The 17,729-nt window shown below is 70.6% G+C and carries 16 protein-coding genes; 11 read left to right on the top strand and 5 right to left on the bottom strand.

Annotation, left to right across the window (positions count from 1 at the left end):
* The first annotated feature begins 6 nt into the window (after window positions 1–6).
* The 11 genes from ACFXP5_RS09455 to add (ACFXP5_RS09405) all read left to right on the top strand — a co-directional run bounded on the left by ACFXP5_RS09455 (window position 7) and on the right by add (ACFXP5_RS09405) (window position 12,147).
* Entirely contained in the window at window positions 7–1,116 is a 1,110-nt protein-coding gene (locus ACFXP5_RS09455; protein WP_394544438.1) for an acetamidase/formamidase family protein, read from the top strand.
* A gap of 107 nt (window positions 1,117–1,223) precedes the next feature.
* Entirely contained in the window at window positions 1,224–2,828 is a 1,605-nt protein-coding gene (locus ACFXP5_RS09450; RefSeq protein WP_394544437.1) for an AtzH-like domain-containing protein, read from the top strand.
* Window positions 2,829–2,999: 171 nt separating this feature from the next.
* Window positions 3,000–4,244, top strand: coding sequence for a pyridoxal-phosphate-dependent aminotransferase family protein (locus tag ACFXP5_RS09445; protein WP_394544436.1), 1,245 nt, complete (start codon window positions 3,000–3,002; stop codon window positions 4,242–4,244).
* A gap of 3 nt (window positions 4,245–4,247) precedes the next feature.
* Window positions 4,248–5,531, top strand: a complete 1,284-nt coding sequence (locus ACFXP5_RS09440) for an allantoate amidohydrolase (RefSeq protein ID WP_394544435.1) — start codon at window positions 4,248–4,250, stop codon at window positions 5,529–5,531.
* A 160-nt stretch (window positions 5,532–5,691) separates the two neighbouring features.
* On the top strand, window positions 5,692–6,771 hold the full coding sequence (locus ACFXP5_RS09435; RefSeq protein ID WP_394527933.1) for an ABC transporter substrate-binding protein: 1,080 nt from the start codon (window positions 5,692–5,694) through the stop codon (window positions 6,769–6,771).
* Between the two features lie 22 nt (window positions 6,772–6,793).
* Window positions 6,794–7,618 (top strand): ABC transporter ATP-binding protein, encoded by an 825-nt coding sequence (locus tag ACFXP5_RS09430; protein ID WP_394527932.1) that lies wholly within the window; start codon window positions 6,794–6,796, stop codon window positions 7,616–7,618.
* The gene (locus ACFXP5_RS09425; RefSeq protein ID WP_394527931.1) at window positions 7,608–8,480 is read left to right on the top strand and encodes an ABC transporter permease; all 873 of its coding nucleotides are present in this window, start codon (window positions 7,608–7,610) and stop codon (window positions 8,478–8,480) included. Before ACFXP5_RS09430 ends, ACFXP5_RS09425 begins: the two co-directional genes overlap by 11 nt.
* Window positions 8,477–9,358, top strand: a complete 882-nt coding sequence (locus tag ACFXP5_RS09420; RefSeq protein ID WP_394544434.1) for an ABC transporter permease — start codon at window positions 8,477–8,479, stop codon at window positions 9,356–9,358. Before ACFXP5_RS09425 ends, ACFXP5_RS09420 begins: the two co-directional genes overlap by 4 nt.
* Before the next feature lie 73 nt (window positions 9,359–9,431).
* Window positions 9,432–10,466 (top strand): adenosine deaminase, encoded by a 1,035-nt coding sequence (add, locus tag ACFXP5_RS09415; RefSeq protein ID WP_394527929.1) that lies wholly within the window; start codon window positions 9,432–9,434, stop codon window positions 10,464–10,466.
* Between the two features lie 11 nt (window positions 10,467–10,477).
* Window positions 10,478–11,110: a helix-turn-helix domain-containing protein gene (locus tag ACFXP5_RS09410; RefSeq protein ID WP_394544433.1), complete on the top strand. Its 633-nt coding sequence runs from the start codon at window positions 10,478–10,480 to the stop codon at window positions 11,108–11,110.
* The gene (add, locus tag ACFXP5_RS09405; protein ID WP_394544432.1) at window positions 11,095–12,147 is read left to right on the top strand and encodes an adenosine deaminase; all 1,053 of its coding nucleotides are present in this window, start codon (window positions 11,095–11,097) and stop codon (window positions 12,145–12,147) included. Before ACFXP5_RS09410 ends, add (ACFXP5_RS09405) begins: the two co-directional genes overlap by 16 nt.
* 4 nt (window positions 12,148–12,151) lie before the next feature.
* Here the strand turns inward: add (ACFXP5_RS09405) and ACFXP5_RS09400 are convergent, their stop codons facing one another.
* Genes ACFXP5_RS09400 through ACFXP5_RS09380 form a run of 5 tightly spaced genes read right to left on the bottom strand, consistent with a single transcriptional unit; the run spans window position 12,152 to window position 17,715 of the window.
* The gene (locus ACFXP5_RS09400; protein ID WP_394544431.1) at window positions 12,152–13,714 is read right to left on the bottom strand and encodes a GMC family oxidoreductase; all 1,563 of its coding nucleotides are present in this window, start codon (window positions 13,712–13,714) and stop codon (window positions 12,152–12,154) included.
* On the bottom strand, window positions 13,714–14,328 hold the full coding sequence (locus ACFXP5_RS09395; RefSeq protein WP_394544430.1) for a thiamine pyrophosphate-dependent enzyme: 615 nt from the start codon (window positions 14,326–14,328) through the stop codon (window positions 13,714–13,716). The genes ACFXP5_RS09400 and ACFXP5_RS09395 overlap by 1 nt, the downstream gene beginning before the upstream one ends.
* Window positions 14,325–14,825 (bottom strand): thiamine pyrophosphate-binding protein, encoded by a 501-nt coding sequence (locus ACFXP5_RS09390; protein WP_394527924.1) that lies wholly within the window; start codon window positions 14,823–14,825, stop codon window positions 14,325–14,327. The genes ACFXP5_RS09395 and ACFXP5_RS09390 overlap by 4 nt, the downstream gene beginning before the upstream one ends.
* A complete protein-coding gene (locus tag ACFXP5_RS09385; protein WP_394544429.1) occupies window positions 14,822–16,213 on the bottom strand; it encodes an NtaA/DmoA family FMN-dependent monooxygenase in 1,392 nt (463 codons plus the stop codon). The genes ACFXP5_RS09390 and ACFXP5_RS09385 overlap by 4 nt, the downstream gene beginning before the upstream one ends.
* Window positions 16,210–17,715 carry an aldehyde dehydrogenase family protein gene (locus ACFXP5_RS09380; protein ID WP_394544428.1) on the bottom strand — a complete coding sequence of 502 codons (1,506 nt, stop codon included), beginning with the start codon at window positions 17,713–17,715 and terminating at the stop codon, window positions 16,210–16,212. Before ACFXP5_RS09380 ends, ACFXP5_RS09385 begins: the two co-directional genes overlap by 4 nt.
* Between the last annotated feature and the right edge of the window lie 14 nt (window positions 17,716–17,729).

Raw genomic sequence — 17,729 nt, 5'->3', positions numbered from 1 at the left:
GAGACCGTGACCGTCGACATCCTGCAGCCCGGCGTCGGGCCGATCCCGGGCGATCATTACCTGGCGTCGAGCCCCGCCACGGTGATGTGGGGACGGCTCCCGTGCGAGACGGATGGTGCGGTGCTCACCGTCGCTCCGGGAGCGACCGTCACGATCGACACCGTGAGTCACGAGGGGATCCTCGAGGATCAGGGGAAGGACCCGCTCTCCTTCTTCGCGGGGCACGGGGTCGCAGCATCCGACGTCCTCTCCGACGCGGTCGAGATCGCCGCCGCGCTGTCCCGCGACACGGCGGTGGACGGCCCGCACGTCGTGACCGGTCCGATCCGCGTCGAGGGGGCGCGGGTCGGAGACCTGCTCAAGATCACCGTCGAGCGGCTCGACCTGCGCGTGCCGTACGGGGTCATCTCCAACCGCCACGGTCGGGGGGCGCTGCCGGGCGAGTTGCCGCGCGCACCCGGCACGGTCAGCGTCTTCGCCCCCGTGCTCGAACGGGACGGCGCCCTCGTGGGCGCCTTACCGGTGACCGAGGGCGGCGATCCGGTGGTCACCTTCCCCCTCGCCCCCTTCCTCGGCACGATGGGTGTCGCCGTGGCCGGCGGCGACCGGCCGCACTCGGTGCCGCCGGGTTCGCACGGCGGCAACATCGACATCAACCTGCTCGTGGCGGGCACGATCCTCTACCTGCCGGTGCAGGTCGAGGGGGCCCTCGCGTACGTCGGCGACCCCCACTTCGCGCAGGGCGACGGCGAAGTGGCGCTCACGGCGCTCGAGGCGCCGCTGCGCGCGACGTTGCGCTTCGACGTCATCGCCCGAGACGACGCGCTCGCCGAGTTCGGCGAGATCACCGGACCGCTCGTGCGCACCGACGAGTACCTCGTGCCCACCGGGCTGGATCCCGACCTGGGAGCCGCGATGCGCGCGTGCGTCCGCGCGGCGCTGTCGCTCATCGAGGCGCGGTGGGGCCTGGACGAGCATCTCGCCTACGCCTACCTGAGCGCTGCGACCGACTTCGACATCTCGCAAGTGGTCGACCTCGTCTGCGGGGTGCACGCCCGCATCCGCGAGGCGGACTTCGCCGCCGTCCCCCTCGCCAAGGCGGGGGTCGGCGCATGACCTCCGACGGAACCACCGCGCCGGTGGCGGGCGAACCGCCCGGGACAGGACGTTCTGGCGAAGATCGGCCTGATTCCGGCGATTCTCCTGTACTCGGCACGGCTGCCGTGGGCACCACTACGTCAGCCACGGCGCCCATCCCCGCCGACCTGCGCGCGGCGTTCGAGGCGTACGAGCACGCCCTGATGGTCGACGATGTCCCGGCCCTCGACGCCGCGTTCGCCCCGGGTCCCGAGGTGATGAGGGGGGATGCTGCGGGGCTGCTCGTCGGTGAGGAGGCGCTGAGCGCTTTCCGCCACCTCCGCGGCGGAGTGGCGGCCCGGACGATCGAGAGAGTGGAGTACCGCCCGCTCGGCGAGGGCGTCGCCCTGCTCGTGTCGGTGTCGCGCTACCGCGGCGGCGGGCGAGGACTGCAGACCCAGGTATGGCAGCAGCTCGACGGACGGTGGGTCATCACGGCGGCCCACGTCACCGGCAAGGCCCAGGCCCTCGACCGCACGGTCTGGCGCAGCGTGGGTGACCCCTTCTTCCAGGGCGCTTGGGACGGACCGCTCGCCGGCCTCACCGTGGCGGTGAAGGATCTGTTCGCGATCAAGGGCTTCCGCATCGGCGCGGGAAATCCCACCTACCTCGAGGGCGCGCGCCCGGAGACGACCACGGCCGCCGCGGTGGCCGATCTGCTGCGCGGCGGCGCATCGCTGCGCGGAATCGCGCGCACCGACGAGTTCGCCTACTCGATCGCGGGTGACAACCCCCACTACGGCACCCCGCCGAACGGCGCGCTGCCGGGCGCGCTGCCCGGCGGCTCGTCGAGCGGTCCTGCCGCAGCGGTCGCCACCGGCCAGGCGGAGGTGGGCCTGGCCACCGACACCGCCGGATCCATCCGGGTGCCCGCGTCCTACCAGGGGCTCTGGGGGCTGCGGACCACGCACGGACTCGTTCCCCGCCAGGGTCTGCTGCCCCTCGCCCAATCGTTCGACGCGATCGGGTGGCTCACCCGCGACGGCGACACCCTCCAACGCGTCGCCGACTGGTGCCTCAGCTACGACGGCTCGGAATCGACCGAGAGCGCCCTCGGCGAATCCGCCGACGACCTGCCCTGGCGGTTGCTCGTGCCGACCGAGATCCTCGACAGCGTCGAACCGACCACGCGCGCCGCATTCGCTGCATCCCTCGACGCGCTCGGCACCGCCGACGCACCGGAGATCACCGAAACCTCGATCGGCGATCTCGGCTCCGCCGCCGCGGCGTTCCGCACCGTGCAGGGCGCCGAGGCCTGGCGCAACAACGGGGAATGGCTGAGCGAGCACCCCGGCGCCGTCGGCCCCGCCGTGGCCGAGCGGTTCCGGCTCGGCTCCGCCGTGACGGCCGAGGCCGAAGCATCCGCTCGCACCGCCCTCGCCCCCCTGCGCGACACCCTCACCGCCCTGGTGAAGACCGGGGTGCTCATCTTTCCGACCGTGCCCGGCGCCGCGCCCTCGCGCACCGCCGACGCCGCGGCCGTGGACGCGGCCCGCGCCGCGACCCTGCGGATGACCTCGCCGGTGTCGATCGCGGGTCTCCCCGCCGTCTCGGTGCCCCTGCTGCGCGTCGCCTCGCCGCTCGGCGATGCGCCCGTCGGAATCTGCCTCGTCTCGCGAGCCGGCACCGACATCGCGCTCGTGCGCCTCGCCCGCCGCCTCGCGGCGGCTGTCGGTGAGGGGGGATCGTGACCCTCTCGAACATCGGGCGGACACAACTCCTCCATTTCGCCGCCCCCACACCCACCCACCCCCGGGATCTCGCGGCCGCGAACCCCACGCCCGCGTCCCTGGGAGGAGTTGTGTCCGCCCACCTCCCGGCGCCCGCCGCTGCCTCACCCGTTTCGACCCCACGGAGACCGCATGACCATCCCCGGACCGATCGCCCCGCCCCAGCGCCTGCTCATGGGGCCGGGCCCGATCTCGGCGTACCCGAGTGTGCTGACGGCGATGTCGGCGCCCCTCGTCGGGCAGTACGACTCGTTCATGACGGCGACGATGACCGAGACGCAGGAGCTCTACCGCCAGGTCTGGTCGACGCGCAACGAGGCGACGGTGCTGGTGGACGGCACCTCGCGCGCGGGCATCGAAGCGGCGATCGTGTCGCTCATCCGGCCGGGTGACCGGGTGCTGGTGCCGATCTTCGGGCGCTTCGGGCACCTGCTCGCCGAGATCGCCGAGCGCGCGCTCGCCGAGGTGCACACGATCGAGGTGCCGTGGGGTCAGGTCTTCCCCGTCTCCACGATCCGCGCCGCGATCGAGCGGGTGAAGCCGACGCTGTTGGCGCTCGTGCAGGGCGACACCTCCACCACGATGCTGCAGCCCCTCGACGAGATCGGCGAGATCTGCCGCGCCCACGGCGTGCTGTTCTACACCGACGCGACGGCCTCGCTCGGCGGCAACGCCTTCGAGCTCGATGCCTGGGGACTGGATGCTGCGACCGCCGGGCTGCAGAAATGCCTCGGAGGCCCCTCGGGTTCGGCGCCGATCAGCCTGTCGGAGGCCGCGGTCGCGGTGATCCGCTCGCGGGCGCGCATCGAGGCGGGCATCCGCGAAGAGGGCGACCCGCAAGCATCCGACTTCATCCGGTCCAACTACTTCGACCTCGGAATGATCCTCGACTACTGGGGGCCGCGGCGCCTCAACCACCACACCGAGGCGACCTCGATGCTCTACGGCGCCCGCGAGTGCGCCCGGGTGCTGCTGCTCGAGGGGCGCGACGAGGTCATCGAGCGTCACCGCCTGCACGGCGAGGCGATGCTCGCCGGCGTGCGCGGGCTGGGGCTGACGGTCTTCGGCGACGTCGGCCACAAGATGAGCAACGTCGTCGCCGTCGAGATCCCCGAGGGGGTGGCGGGGGATGCTGCGCGCACCGCGATGCTCGAGGACTTCGGCATCGAGATCGGCACCTCGTTCGGACCCCTCCACGGCCGGGTGTGGCGGATCGGCACCATGGGGTACAACGCCCGCACCGACGCCGTGCTGCAGACCCTCGCCGCACTCGAGTCGGTGCTGCGTCGCTTCGGGGCGTCCGTGCCCGCCGGTGGCGGCGTCGAGGCGGCGGCCGACGTCTACGCCGCAGCCGGTCGGGTGCCGGCGGGAGCCTGACGCGTGCGCACCCGTCTCGAGGTGAACCCCGAGCTCGTGGCCGTCGCCGCGCGCCGCGTGATGCAGCGCTGCGAAGAACTCGCGCGCGTGACGGCGACCCCGGGGCACATCGAGCGCGTCTACCTCTCGCCCGAGCACGCGCGGGTGAACCGCCTCGCGGCGGAGTGGATGCGCGAGATCGGGATGAGCACCCGCCAGGATGCCGCGGGCAACCAGATCGGGCGCCTCGATCCAGGATCGGGAACGGCGCCCGCGCTGATGATCGGCTCGCACCTCGACACGGTGCCCGACGCGGGGCGTTTCGACGGCATCGTCGGCGTGCTCATGGGTCTCGAGGTCGCGCGGCTGCTGCGCAGCATCCACCCCGACGAGGGTGCTCAGTCGCCGTTCGCCTTCGCCCTCGAGGTGGTCGCGTTCTCGGACGAGGAAGGCACGCGCTTCGGAAAGGCGCTGCTGGGATCCTCCGCCGTCGCGGGCACCTGGAACGACGAGTGGTGGGCGCTCACCGACGCCGACGGCGTGACGCTGCGCCAGGCCTTCCTGGAGTTCGGGCTCGATCCGGCGCGCATCGGCGAAGCCGCGCGGCGGCCCGACGAGCTCGTGGGCTACCTCGAAGCGCACATCGAGCAGGGGCCGGAACTCGACCGCCGCGATGAGGCGCTCGCCGTGGTGTCGTCGATCGCCAGCGCGCGCCGGTTCCAGCTGGTCGTCGAGGGCGAAGCGCGCCACGCGGGCGGAACGCCGTACGACATGCGCCACGACGCCCTGCTCGGGGCGAGCGAGGCCGCCCTCGCCGTGGAGCGCATCTGCCGCGGCGAGCACCACATCATCGGCACCGTCGGGCAGCTCGAGGCCTTCCCCGGCGCCGTCAACATCGTGCCGGGCGAGGCGCGGTTCTCGCTCGATCTGCGGGGCGAGTTCGACGGCGAGCGCGACCGGGTGTGGGACGCGATCGCGCTCGAGCTCGACGGCATCATGGGCAGACGCGGCCTGCGCTGGCAGTCCCGCGAGGTGCACGACGCGGCCGCGGTGTTCTGCGCGCCGCTGCTGCAGGACGTCATCCGCGCCGGTATCGGTTCGGGGTCGGAGCCACCCCCGACGATCTTCAGCCGGGCGGGCCACGACGCGATGGCGCTCGGCGCGATCACCGACGTGGGCATGCTATTCCTGCGCAACCCGGACGGCATCAGTCACCACCCCGACGAGGCGGTCTCGACCGCCGACGTCGCCGCCGGCATCCGCGCGCTCGCCGAATCGATCCTGCACCTGGCCGCCGAGCCCGGCTGATCCCGGCTCCTTCTGCGCGAACCGCGCCAGGTGTAACGGGGGCGAAACATCCGGCCAGTGTTCGTGAAATCTACATCGCCTAACGTCAGACCCACGCGCAGCGTCGAGGCCTTGGACGAGCGTGCCAATCCCGAATGCACCATGTCCGACCGGAGATCACATGACCTTCTTCTCTTCCCGCCGCGTTCAGCGCGCGGCGGCCGCCCTCGCCGGCATCGCCCTGACGGCCGTCGCCCTCACCGCTTGCGCCGGAGGTTCCGACGCCGGATCGTCCGCCGCCCCCTCGGGGGATTCCGCCGAAGGATTCGGCGACCTGACCGTCCAGCTGAGCTGGATCCTCAACGAGGAGTTCGCCGGCGAGTACTTCGCCGACTCGAAGGGCTACTACACCGACGCCGGCTTCTCCTCCGTCAACCTGGTCCCCGGCCCCTCGGGCGGTGTGCCCGAGCTGCTCGGCGGCACGGCCGACGTGGCGCTGAGCGACTCGGTGCAGGTCGGTGCGGCCATCGCGAACGAAGGCGCCCCGCTCAAGATCATCGGTGCGACCTTTCAGGCCAACCCGTTCACGATCCTCTCGCTCGAGGCGGGCGGAAACATCGCGACGCCCGACGACCTCAAGGGCAAGAAGATCGGTGTGCAGGACTCGAACCTGACGCTGTTCAACGCCCTGCTCGCCGCCAACGACATCGACGCGTCGGAACTGACGATCGTTCCCGTGCAGTACGACCCGGCCCCCCTCGTGAACGGCGAGGTCGACGGCTTCGTCGCCTACCTCACCAACGAGGCGATCTCGGTCGAGATGGAGGGTACGCCCACCACCAACCTGCCGTTCGCCGACAACGGCCTGCCGTTCGTCGCCGAGACCGTCACCGTCACCGACGACACCATCGCGAACAACCGCGAGATGTTGAAGGCGTTCCTCGTCGCCGAGATCAAGGGCTGGACCGACGCGCTCGCCGACCCGCAGGCCGCCGCCGACCTGGCGATCGAGACCTACGGCGTCGACCTCGACCTCGACCCGGCCAAGACCTTGGCCGGTGCCGAAGCGCAGAACAAGCTCGTCGTCTCGGATGAGACCGAGGAGAACGGCCTGTTCACCATTTCCGACGACCTGCAGGCCGAGACCATCGCGAGCCTCGCCGGTGCCGGGATCACGATCGAAGCATCCGACCTGTTCGACCTCAGCCTGCTGACCGAGGTCTACGAAGAGAACCCGGACCTCATCGCCTACGCGGGCTGAGATCCATTCTGGAGTCCACACTGTGACCGAAACGGCCACCCAGACCGGTGCCCAGGGGACGACCCTGGGCACCGGCCTGCAGATCACCGAACTGAACAAGGTCTTCAGCGTCGGACGCAAGAGCGTCGTCGCGCTGCAGGACGCCAACCTCCACACCGACCAGGGCACGTTCCTGGCCCTGCTCGGACCCTCCGGGTGCGGCAAGTCGACCATCCTGCGCATCCTCGCGGGCCTCGAAGAACCCACCAGCGGCACGACGCGCGTCGACGGCAAGAGCCCGAAGGAGCTGCGTCGCGGCAACGAGCTGGGTATCGCCTTCCAGGACTCGGCGCTGCTTCCCTGGCGCAGCGTGCAGTCCAACATCCAGCTGCCGTTCGAGGTGGCGGGCAAGCCCGTCGACAAGGCCTACGTCACCGAGATGATCAACCTCGTCGGTCTGACGGGGTTCGAGAAGGCCAAGCCCGCGCAACTGTCGGGAGGCATGCGCCAGCGCGTGTCGATCGCCCGATCGCTCATCATGAAGCCCTCGGTGCTGCTGTTCGACGAGCCGTTCGGCGCGCTCGACGACATGACCCGCCAGAAGCTGAACCTCGAACTGCTGCGCATCTGGACCGAGAAGCCGGCGACCACGCTGCTGGTGACCCACGGCATCTCGGAGGCGATCTTCCTCTCCGACCAGGTGGCCGTCATGAGTCCGCGGCCCGGCCGGATCAAGGAGGTCATGACGATCGACCTCCCGCGGCCCCGCACGCCCGAGATGATGCGCACGCCCGAGTTCCACGCCTACGTCGATCACGCGCAGGAGCTGCTCTTCGGTGTCGGAGGCGCTGCCACCGATGACCATTGAGACACCGAGAACGGATGCGGCTCCCGCACCGGCAGCGCCCGCGAAGGGGCGTTCGATCCAGTGGGAGGACGTGAAACTCCCCGCGTGGATCACTGGTCTCATCGGCGCCGTCGGCATCATCGCGGTGTGGTGGATCCTCGCGGCCACCGTCTTCTCCAGCGTCGGTCCCGGCGGAGTGCAGGCCATTCCGACGCCCCTGCAGGTGGTCGTGGAGTTCTTCGAGACCGGCTTCGAGTTCTATGCCAAGAACTTCGGCGTGACTCTCACCGAGGCCGGCATCGGCTACCTCTGGGGCAACGGACTCGCCCTGGTGCTGGCCGCCCTCGTGCTGATCGTTCCCCGCCTCGAAGGCGTGGTCATGCAGATCGCGATCATCACGTACTGCATCCCGATCGTCGCTCTCGGATTGCTGCTCACGGTGATCGTGCCGATCCCGGTGAGCGGGCAGCCCTCGACGACGGCGATCTTCCTCGCCGCCCTCAGCTGCTTCTTCACCACCGTGGTCGGCGCCCTCCTCGGGCTGAAGGCCGCCGACAAGGCGAGCCTCGACCTCATCACCGTGTACGGCGGATCGCGGTTGACCCAGCTGCGCAAGGTGCGCCTCATCGCCGCCCTGCCCGCCGTCCTGAACGCCCTGCAGATCGCCGTGCCCGCGGCCTTCCTCGGCGCGGTGCTGGGGGAGTTCTTCGGCAAGATCACCCTCGGTGTCGGACCCGCCATGATCGCCGCGCAGCAGGCGCTGAACGCGGCGCGCGTGTGGGACATCGCCCTCGCCTCGGGGGCCGTCGCCCTCATCGGGTATTCGCTCCTGGGCCTCGTGTCCCGCGCGGTGGCGCCGTGGTCGAAGGGAACCAGCTCATGAGCGTACAAACGCTGCCCGAACCCACGGTCACCGACCGCGGCGAATCCGTCGCGAAGCTGAACGCCGAGATCCGGCGCGAGGCGCGACGCGCGACGACGCGGGCCCTCACGCGCAGCCTCCTCACCTTCGTCCTCACGATCGTCGCGGTGCTGGTCATCTGGGTCGGATCCCTCGTGGTCTTCCGGGTGTCGGCGTACGTCGGCAAGGGGCCGATCGACGTCTGGAACTTCCTCTTCACGGTGCCGGCCGCCGAGGCCAATCGAGCGCAGCTCTTCGGCCAGCTGGGAGTCACCCTCGGTCACGCCGTCGTCGGCTTCGCCGCGGGTCTCGTCGTCGCGCTGCTCGTGGCCATTGTCTTCCAGCTCAGCAAGGGCGTCGAGCACGCGCTGATGCCGCTGGCGATGCTGCTGCGCTCCGTGCCGCTCGTCGCGATGGCGCCCGTCATCATCCTGATCTTCGGTCGTGAGTTCGCCTCCGTCGCCGTGATCGGCGGCATCGTCGTGCTGTTCCCCGCGCTGGTGAACATCGTGTTCGGGCTCAAGTCGGCCTCGCCCCAGATGAACGACCTCGTCACCGTCTACGGCGGCACGGCGTGGACGCGGTTGCGCAAGATCGCCCTGCCGAGCTCGCTGCCGGAGTTCTTCGCCGCGGTGCGGATCTCCGTGCCCGGTGCGATCACCGGCGCTCTGCTGGCCGAATGGCTCGCGGTCGGCGGCGGAATCGGCGGCGCGGTCGGCGGCTACGTCAACAGCGCGCAGTTCTCCGCGGTGTGGACGGCGGTCGTGCTCGTCACCGGCACGGCGCTCGTGCTGTACAACCTCGTGCAGATCGTCGAGTCGGTCGTGCTGGCCCGCATGGGCATGGCCGATCGCGTCTGACGGCGCCCGCCACGACGATGCCGCGCTCTTCCCGCCAGCATCCGCTTCTCGTTCCCCACTCGAAGGACACCCGATGACCCCCACCCTCGCCGAGTTCGCGTTCGGTCTGCCCAAAGCCGAGCTGCATCTGCACCTCGAAGGCACCCTCGAACCCGACCTCAAGTTCGCTCTCGCCGAGCGCAACGGCATCGTGCTGGCGGAGAAGAGCGTCGAAGAGGTCAAAGCGACGTACGACTTCACCGATCTGACGAGCTTCCTCGCGGTGTACTACCCCGCGATGGAGGTGCTGCAGACGGCCGAGGACTTCCACGACCTCGCGTGGGCCTACCTGCTGCGCGCGCAGGCGCAGGGCGTCGTGCACGCGGAGATGTTCTTCGACCCGCAGGCGCACACCTCCCGCGGCGTGCCGTTCGACAACGTGATCACCGGGTACCGGCGCGCAGCCGTGCGCGCGCAGGACGAGCTCGGCATCACCGCCGAACTGATCCTCTGCTTCCTCCGCGATTTCTCGGCCGAGTACGCGATGGCGACCCTCATGGACGCCCTGCGCTACCGCGCCTGGATCATCGGCGTCGGGCTCGACTCCGACGAGCGGGACAACCCACCCGGAAAGTTCGCGGCCGTCTTCGCCCGCGCGAAGGCGGAGGGCTTCTTCCTGACGATGCACTGCGACATCGACCAGGCCGGTTCGATCGACAACATCCGCGCCGTCGTCGAGCAGATCGGCGTCGACCGCATCGACCACGGCACGAACATCGTCGAGGACCCCTCGCTCGTCGCACTGGCGAAGGAGCGCGGCCTCGGCTTCACCACCTGCCCGGTGTCGAACTCGTTCGTCACCGAGCAGATGAAGTCCACCGAGATCGTCTCGCTGCTGCGCGACGGCGTCCGGGTGACGATCAACTCCGATGACCCCGCATACTTCGGTGCGTACGTCGGTGACAACTACGTCGCCCTCGCCGAGCAGGCAGAGCTCTCGCTGACCGACCTCGTGCAGTTCGCGATCAATTCCTTCGAGGCCTCGTGGCTGACGCCGGCGCAACGGGCGGCGTACGTCGCCCGGGTGCAGGAGTACGCCGCCGCCCACGGAGTGGCGTTGCCGGTCTGAGGCCGATCGCGATGACGACGACGGTCGCCCCCCAGGCGGACACCGCGGCGGCGAACGCCGGCGTGCAGGACGAGCGGGCGGCGAACATCCGACTGGGCGGCCACATCCGGCGTCTCCGTCACGCCCGGGGGATGACGCTGGTGCGTCTCGCGGATGCGACGGATCTGTCGCATCCATTCCTCAGTCAGCTCGAACGCGGGCTCGCCCAACCGAGCCTGTCGACCCTGCGGCGGATCGCGCTGGCGCTGGAGACGAGTCCGATCGAGCTGATCGCCGCGGCCGACGCGCCCGCGCAGGGCGCCGCCGAGATCGAGGTGCATCGCTCGGACGAAGGCCTCGTCGACAATGGCTTCGCCGCAACCCCCGCGCGCACGCTCGCTCACGGAACGCGTCCGATGCATCCGCTCGAGGTGGCCGGCGGGGGCGCCGAGCCGGGTGCCGTGTTCACGCACGCCGAGGACGAGTTCGTCTACGCGCTCGCCGGCGAGGTCTGCGTCGAGCTCGACGGCGAGGTGCACGCGCTGTCGCCCGGCGACTCGGTCTACTACCGCGGGGGAGTCGCCCACCGATGGTGGTCGCCCAGCGGGGAGGCGTACCGACTGCTCGTGGTGAAGCAGGGCCCCGGCGGATGGACGCGGCCGTGATCTCCGACGCCGATTACCTGCAGCTGCTTCCCAAGACCGAGCTGCACTGTCATTTCGTGTCGACGATGGATGCTGCACTCTTCATCGAGCTCGCCGCGAAGTACGCCGTCACGCTGCCCTCGGACGATCCTGCCGAGCTGTTCGACTTCGACGGTCTCGTCGACTTCCTCGTCGCCTTCCGCTTCGCGCACGACGTACTGCGCGAGCCCGAGGACTTCGAGCGCGTCGCCTACGACGGGGTGCGCGCCGCGGTCGCCGGCGGCAACCTGCGCTACCGCGAGTACTACATCAACCCGCAGTACTTCGCCGAGCGCGGGCTCAGCTACCCGGAGGTCATCGACCCCATCATCGCGGGGCTGCGGCGCGCGGAACGCGACCTGGGGGTCGGCTTCCGCTTGGTCGTCGCCATCAACCGTCGGGAGTCGGCCGAATCCGCCGTCGACCTCGTGCGGCAGATGATCGCGCACCCACGCGCGGAGGTGGTCGGCCTCGGCCAGGACGACCTCACGCCCGAGAACACGGAGGACCCGACCCGCTTCGCCGAGGCATACCGCCTGGCGCGCGCACACGGGTACCGGCTGACCGCACACGTCGGCGAGACCCCCTCGGCGACGCCCGACGCCGTGCGCCAGGCCATCGAGGTGCTGGGGTGCGACCGCCTGGATCACGGCTATCGGATCGTGGACGACCCGGCCGTCGTCGCGCTGGCCGTGGAGCGCGGGATCGGCTTCGCCGTCACCCCGGTGTCGACGACCTTCTGCTCGGGATGGACGCTGGATGAGGAGCACCGGATCCGCCGGATGATCGACGCCGGCCTCGCCGTGGCGGTGTCGACCGATGACGCGATGTTCTTCCGCACGGACCTCGGCCGCGAGTACCGCGAGGGCCTGACGGCGCTGGGAGTCGACCTGGACACGGCGAAGACCATCGCACTCAACGGCATCGACGCCGCGTTCTGCGACGACGCTGAGAAGGAGCGCCTGCGGGCGGACTTCCGTGCCCAGTTCCTGGCGCTCGACGCGGTGCGCTCGCGCTGAGGGGTCAGAGCTCGCGCAGCAGCTCGGCGGCGCGCTCCGCGATCGCCACGGTGGGTGCTTGGGTGTTGCTCGTCGGGATGCGGGGCATGACAGAGGCGTCGGCGATCCAGAGCCCCGCCATGCCGCGGACGGCCAGTGCGGGATCGACGACCGCGAGATCGTCGGTGCCCATCCGCGCGGTGCCCGAGCAGTGGAAGAAGGTGCCGAGGTTCTCGCGCACGAAGCGGATCTTCGCCGCCGTGTCGAGTCCGCGCGGCGGCGTGATCGGGCCCTCCGCCAGCGCGGCGTATGCGGGGGCGGCCACGAGGTCGTGCACGGCGTCGATGGCTTCGACCATCGCGGCGAGGTCGGTCGGATCGGCGAGGTAGTTGGGGTGGATGTCGGCGGCGGCATCGGGGTCCGCCGAGCGCACTCGCACCCAGCCGACGCTCCTCGAGCGGTACAGGCCCGGCACGAGGGCGAACACGCGGTTGCCGCCGAGGTCGTGCGCCGCGTGCAGGGCCTCGTCGCCCCGCGAGCCGTGGGCGATGACGGTGTGCAGGTCGGGTCCTTCGTCGGCCGAACTGCTGCGCCAGTTCAGCATGGCGCCCCCGCCATTGCCGATCACGGGGCCGAGGTCGGCGCGCGCGCGGAAGTTCATGCCCAGGATGAGCGGGTGGTCCTGGAAGTTCTCCCCGACCCCCGGGAGGTCGTGCCGCGCGCGGATGCCGGCGGCCGCGAGCCGCCCGGGGTCACCGATGCCCGAGAGCTGCAGCAGCCGGGGCGTGTCGAGGGCTCCCGCTGCCAGCACGGTGCGTGCCGCGGCCGTCGTGACGAGCCCGCCTGCCACGACGTGGCGCACCCCCGTCACCGTGCCGGCGTGATGGACCAGCTCGTGGACGCGGCTGCCGACGAGCACCTCGAGGTTCGCCCGCTCCAGTGCCGGCTCGAGGTAGCCGCGGGCGGTGCTCCAGCGCTCGAACGCGCCGTCCTCACCGACGACCGCGTTGTAGTCGGCGTACACGGCGCCCTCGTTCGTCGCGGCGTTCGCGTCGGCGAGCACCGGGAGCCCGCGTTCGGCAGACGCGGCGATGAGGGCGTCGGCGATCGGGTGCACATCGGCCAGGGGGCCGACCCGCATCGGACCGTCGAGTCCCCGGAACGCGGGGTCGCCGCCGGCGCGCGATTCCGAGCGGCGGAAGTACGGGAGCAGGTCGTCGTAGCCCCACCCGGTGGCCCCAGAGGCTGCCCATGCGTCGTAGTCGGCCCGGTTACCGCGATACCAGAGCATCGCGTTCGTGCTCGAGCTGCCGCCCAGAACCCTGCCTCGGGGCATCGCGAGGGCGCGCTCCAACACATGAGGGGTCGGGGTCGATCGGTAGCCGTGGTCGTACTCGCCACCGATCAAGGCGTCCCAGTGCGCGGCATCGAGGATCTCGCGGACGCCGCGATGGTCGGGACCGGTCTCGATGAGCAGCACGCGACGTTCGGGGTCCTCCGACAGTCGGGCGGCCAGCACGCATCCCGCCGCGCCCCCGCCGACGACGATGACGTCGTAAGCGGGGGCGGGGGCGGAGACGACGGGCATCAGTTGTGCTCGCTGGGACCCATGATCGTGACGCCCTCGGTGGCCTCGACGTGGCGGACGAAGATGTACTTGTCCTCGCGCCCGTCGGAGTGCTTGCGCTTGATCCCGGGCTGCAGGATGCCGTCGGTCTTGGCCACCACGATGTAGGGCTCGGATGCTGCGAGCCCGGCCGCGCAGTGACGGTCGAAGTCCGCCAGGGTCGTGGCCGTGTAGGCGTGCTCCACCCCGGCGCCGCGGGCGATCGCGGCGAGGTCGACGCGGCCTTTCGCGGTGTGGGTGGCGGGGCCACCGATCGACTGGTACTGCTCGTTGTCCCAGACAACGATGAAGAGGTTGGCCGGCTGCTCGTTGCCGAGGGTCGCGAGGATGCCGAGGTTGAACAGCATCCCCCCGTCGGTGTCGAGCGACACGATGCGGCGGTGCGGGAGTCCGACCGCCAGGCCGAACGCCTCGGGCGTGACGCAGCCGAGCTGCTGCTGGAAGAGGCTCGCCGAGCGCATCTGCGGGGCGGCGTTGTACCACTCGTCGACCGCGCCGCCGAGGGAGAGGATGACCAGCTCCTCGGACAGGCGAGCGCCGAGCAGTTGCATGCATTCGAACCGCGAAAGGCTCATCGAACGATCCCTCCCCCGAGCACGACGGCGGCGTGGTAGTACGAGGCGTAGGCCGTCTCGTAGGCGTTCACGACGGCCTGTTCGATCTCATCCACGTCGTGGACGATCGTGTACGGCGTCCGCAACGCGGCGAGCAGCGGCTCCATCGTGATGCCGTGCGGAATGGCCCACCAGTTGTTCTCGCCCATCTCGCCCCGGTAGCTCATGATCATCACGACGGGGATGCCCGCTCCCAGCCCCATGCGGGCGAGGTGCTCGGTCGCGGCCCGCAATCCCGAGTTCTCCATCACCAGCACCGCACGCTTGCCCGAGAGGAAGACGCCCCCGGCGATCGCGGCGCCCTCGCCCTCGTTCGTGACGGGGATCGTGCGGATGTCAGGGTCGGCGTCCAGGGCCGGGTACAGCTCCTTCAGCAGCGAGTCGGGCAGGTAGGTGGCCACGCTCACCCCGGCCTTCTTCAGGCCGCGGATCACGGCCTCGACGGCGTCGGCTCTCATGCGTTCTCTCCGATCGGGGAGGGGGTGATCGCGCCGGCCGACAGGCCGTGCACGCGGTGGGTGGCAGCGAGGCGGGGCGCGCCGGTGAACCGCTCCCGGAGGGTGGGAGCGACCGGAGCGGCCGCGCGGCCGCGTTGGACGAGGATCGGCAGGACGAGCTCGATGAACGCCCGGTAGGCGCCGACGCCGCCGAACGTGGGCTCGAGCATGATGCCGTCGATTCCCGAGCCGTCGACGATGCGCTCGATCTCGTCGGCCACCTCGACGGGCGAGCCGGTGACCTGGAATCCGCGGATCGCCTTCGTGCGGAACTGGTCGAGGATCTCGCCGACGCGCATGTCGGGGTTCTGCCGGGCGTAACGCTGCACGAGGGTCTGACCGAGGTCTGTCTTGAGATCGACCACGCGGGTGGCGGGGTCAAGGCCGGTGAGATCCAGACCCGTGATCCCCGCGAACATGACGGCGGCATCGTCGAGGGAGAGCAGGCGCTCGTACTGTTCCCGCAGCATCCATGCCTCTTCCGAGGTGGGGGCGACCGTGACGGTCATCCCCGTGACGACCGAGATGTCGTCGGGGAGTCGCCCGTTGATGACCGCCTGCTCGCGGATGTCGGAGACGTGGGCTGCGGCCGAGGCGATCGATTGCCCCTGGATGAAGACGGCCTCGGCGTTGCGCGCGGCGTACGCCCGCCCGCGGTCGGAGGTGCCGGCCTGGAAGAGCACGGGCGTGCGCTGCGGCGTGGGGGGAACGGCGAAGATGCCGCGCGAGCGCTGAAAGCGTCCGTCGACCTCGACGCGGTGCAGTCGAGCGGGGTCGGCGTAGACGCCGCGAGCGCGATCGCGCAGCTCCGCGCCGTCGTCCCAGCTGTGCTCCCAGTACCGCAGGCACGTGTCGAGGAACTCGTCGGCCGCGTCGTACCGCTCGTCGTGCGTCAACTGCTCGGTGACCCCGAAGAGCTCGTCCGTGGTGGCCTGGGAACTGCCGGTGACGATGTTCCAGCCGATGCGCCCGTTCGTGAGGCGGTCGAGTGTCGCGAACCGTCGGGCGGTCGCGTAGGGACGCTCGACGGTCGTGGGGGAGGTGACGACGAAGCCGAGTCTCTCCGTCTCGCGGGCGAGCGCCGCTATCGCGAGCATCGGGTCCAGAGCGGGGAACTGGATGCCGTGCGCTGCGACCTCCTCCGGCATCCGGCCCTCGAGCGTGGCGTAGCCGTAGGTGTCGGCGAAGAACAGGAAGTCGAACCCGGCAGCATCCAATTCCCGTGCGAGCGCGACCCAGTACTCCAGGTCGTCCCACTCGTCGCCGCGGCCGCGGTCGTCGGTCCACGTCGGCATCCCATTGCTCGGGTTCATCATCTCGAACACCCCGAGTGCGATCCTCTTGGTCACAGCACCATCACCACCGTCTTCGTCTCCAGATAGTTCTCCAGTCCCTGCGCGCCGTTCTCGTATCCCCAGCCCGACTCCTTGTGGCCGCCCTTGGGCAGCTCGGGGCCGAGGAAGGAATGGCAGTTCACCCAGACCGTGCCCGCCTGCAGCCGGGCGGCGACCCGGTGCGCGTCGCCGAGGCCTTCGGTCCAGACGCTCGCAGCGAGGCCGTAGGGCGAGTCGTTGGCCCAGCCGATCACGTCGTCCAGATCGTCGTAGGGGGTGACGACGGCGACGGGTCCGAAGATCTCTTCGCGCATGAGCCGCATATCCGCGCGCACGTCGGTCAGCACCGTCGGGGTGAAGAAGGTGCCGCTCTCCAGCTCGCCGCCGGTGACGACCGTGGCGCCCTGGGCGCGCCCCTCGTCGATGTACCCCGCGACACGCTCGGCCTGCGCCACGCTCACGAGCGGACCGAGGTCGACCTCGGGGTCGAGGCCGTGACCGAGCCGCAGCGCCTCGCCCGCCGCGGCCATGCCGTCGACGACCTCGCGGTAGACCGAGCGGTGGGCGTAGACGCGAGCGCTCGCCACGCACACCTGCCCGCCGTTGTCGAAGATGCCGCGGGAGATGCCGTCGACGGCTTGAGTGAGGTCGGCATCGGGAAGGACGAGCGCGGGGGACTTGCCGCCGAGCTCGAGGGTGAGCCGCTTCAGCCCCGACGCGGCCGTGGCGACGAGCCGCTTGCCCACGGCGGTCGAGCCGGTGAAGGCGACCTTCGCAACGCGGGGGTGTTCGGCGAGGGCCTGCCCAGCCTCGGCTCCGAACCCCGTCACGATGTTGACCACCCCCGCGGGGACTCCCGCCTCCTGCATCAGGCGACCGAGGTACAGCGCCGTGAGCGGAGTGTTCTCGGCGGGTTTCAGCACGATCGTGCAGCCGGCGGCGAGCGCGGGGGCGAGCTTCATCGCGGTCATGATGAGCGGCGAGTTCCACGGCACGATGGCGGCGACCACGCCTACCGGCTCGCGCCGGGTGTAGGCGAACACCTCTTTGCCCGGGGGCGTGCGGCTGAGCGAGGTGGGGATCGTGTCGCCGAGGATCTTCGTCGGCCACCCCGCGTAGTAGCGGAACTGATTGATCGCCGCGGGCACCTCTCCGAAGCGGGAGGTGCGGACGCTCTTGCCCTGGTCGAGGGTCTCGAGCTCGGCGAGGTCGTCGAGGTGCTCCTGCATGACGTCGGCGATGCGCCACAGCAGTGCTCCCCGGTCGGCGGGGCGCATCTTCGCCCACGCCGCAGAGTGCAGGGCATCGGATGCTGCGGCCATCGCGGCATCGACGTCCGCCGCCTCGCCGCGCGCGACGGCGGCGAGACTCTCCCCGGTCGCCGGGTCGAGGGTCGCGAACGTGTCGCCGGATGCGGCCGGCGTCCAGCGTCCGCCGATCAGCAGCCGGCCGGGGTCGTCGGCCAGGAAGGCCGCTACCCGCTCGCGCAGCTCGCCGCGCGTGATCACGAGAGTCATGGGGTCTCCGTCGG

The organism is Microbacterium hanjuni, assembly GCF_043556395.1.
GTDB lineage: Bacteria > Actinomycetota > Actinomycetes > Actinomycetales > Microbacteriaceae > Microbacterium.
This window is presented reverse-complemented; position numbering and strand designations above follow the sequence as displayed.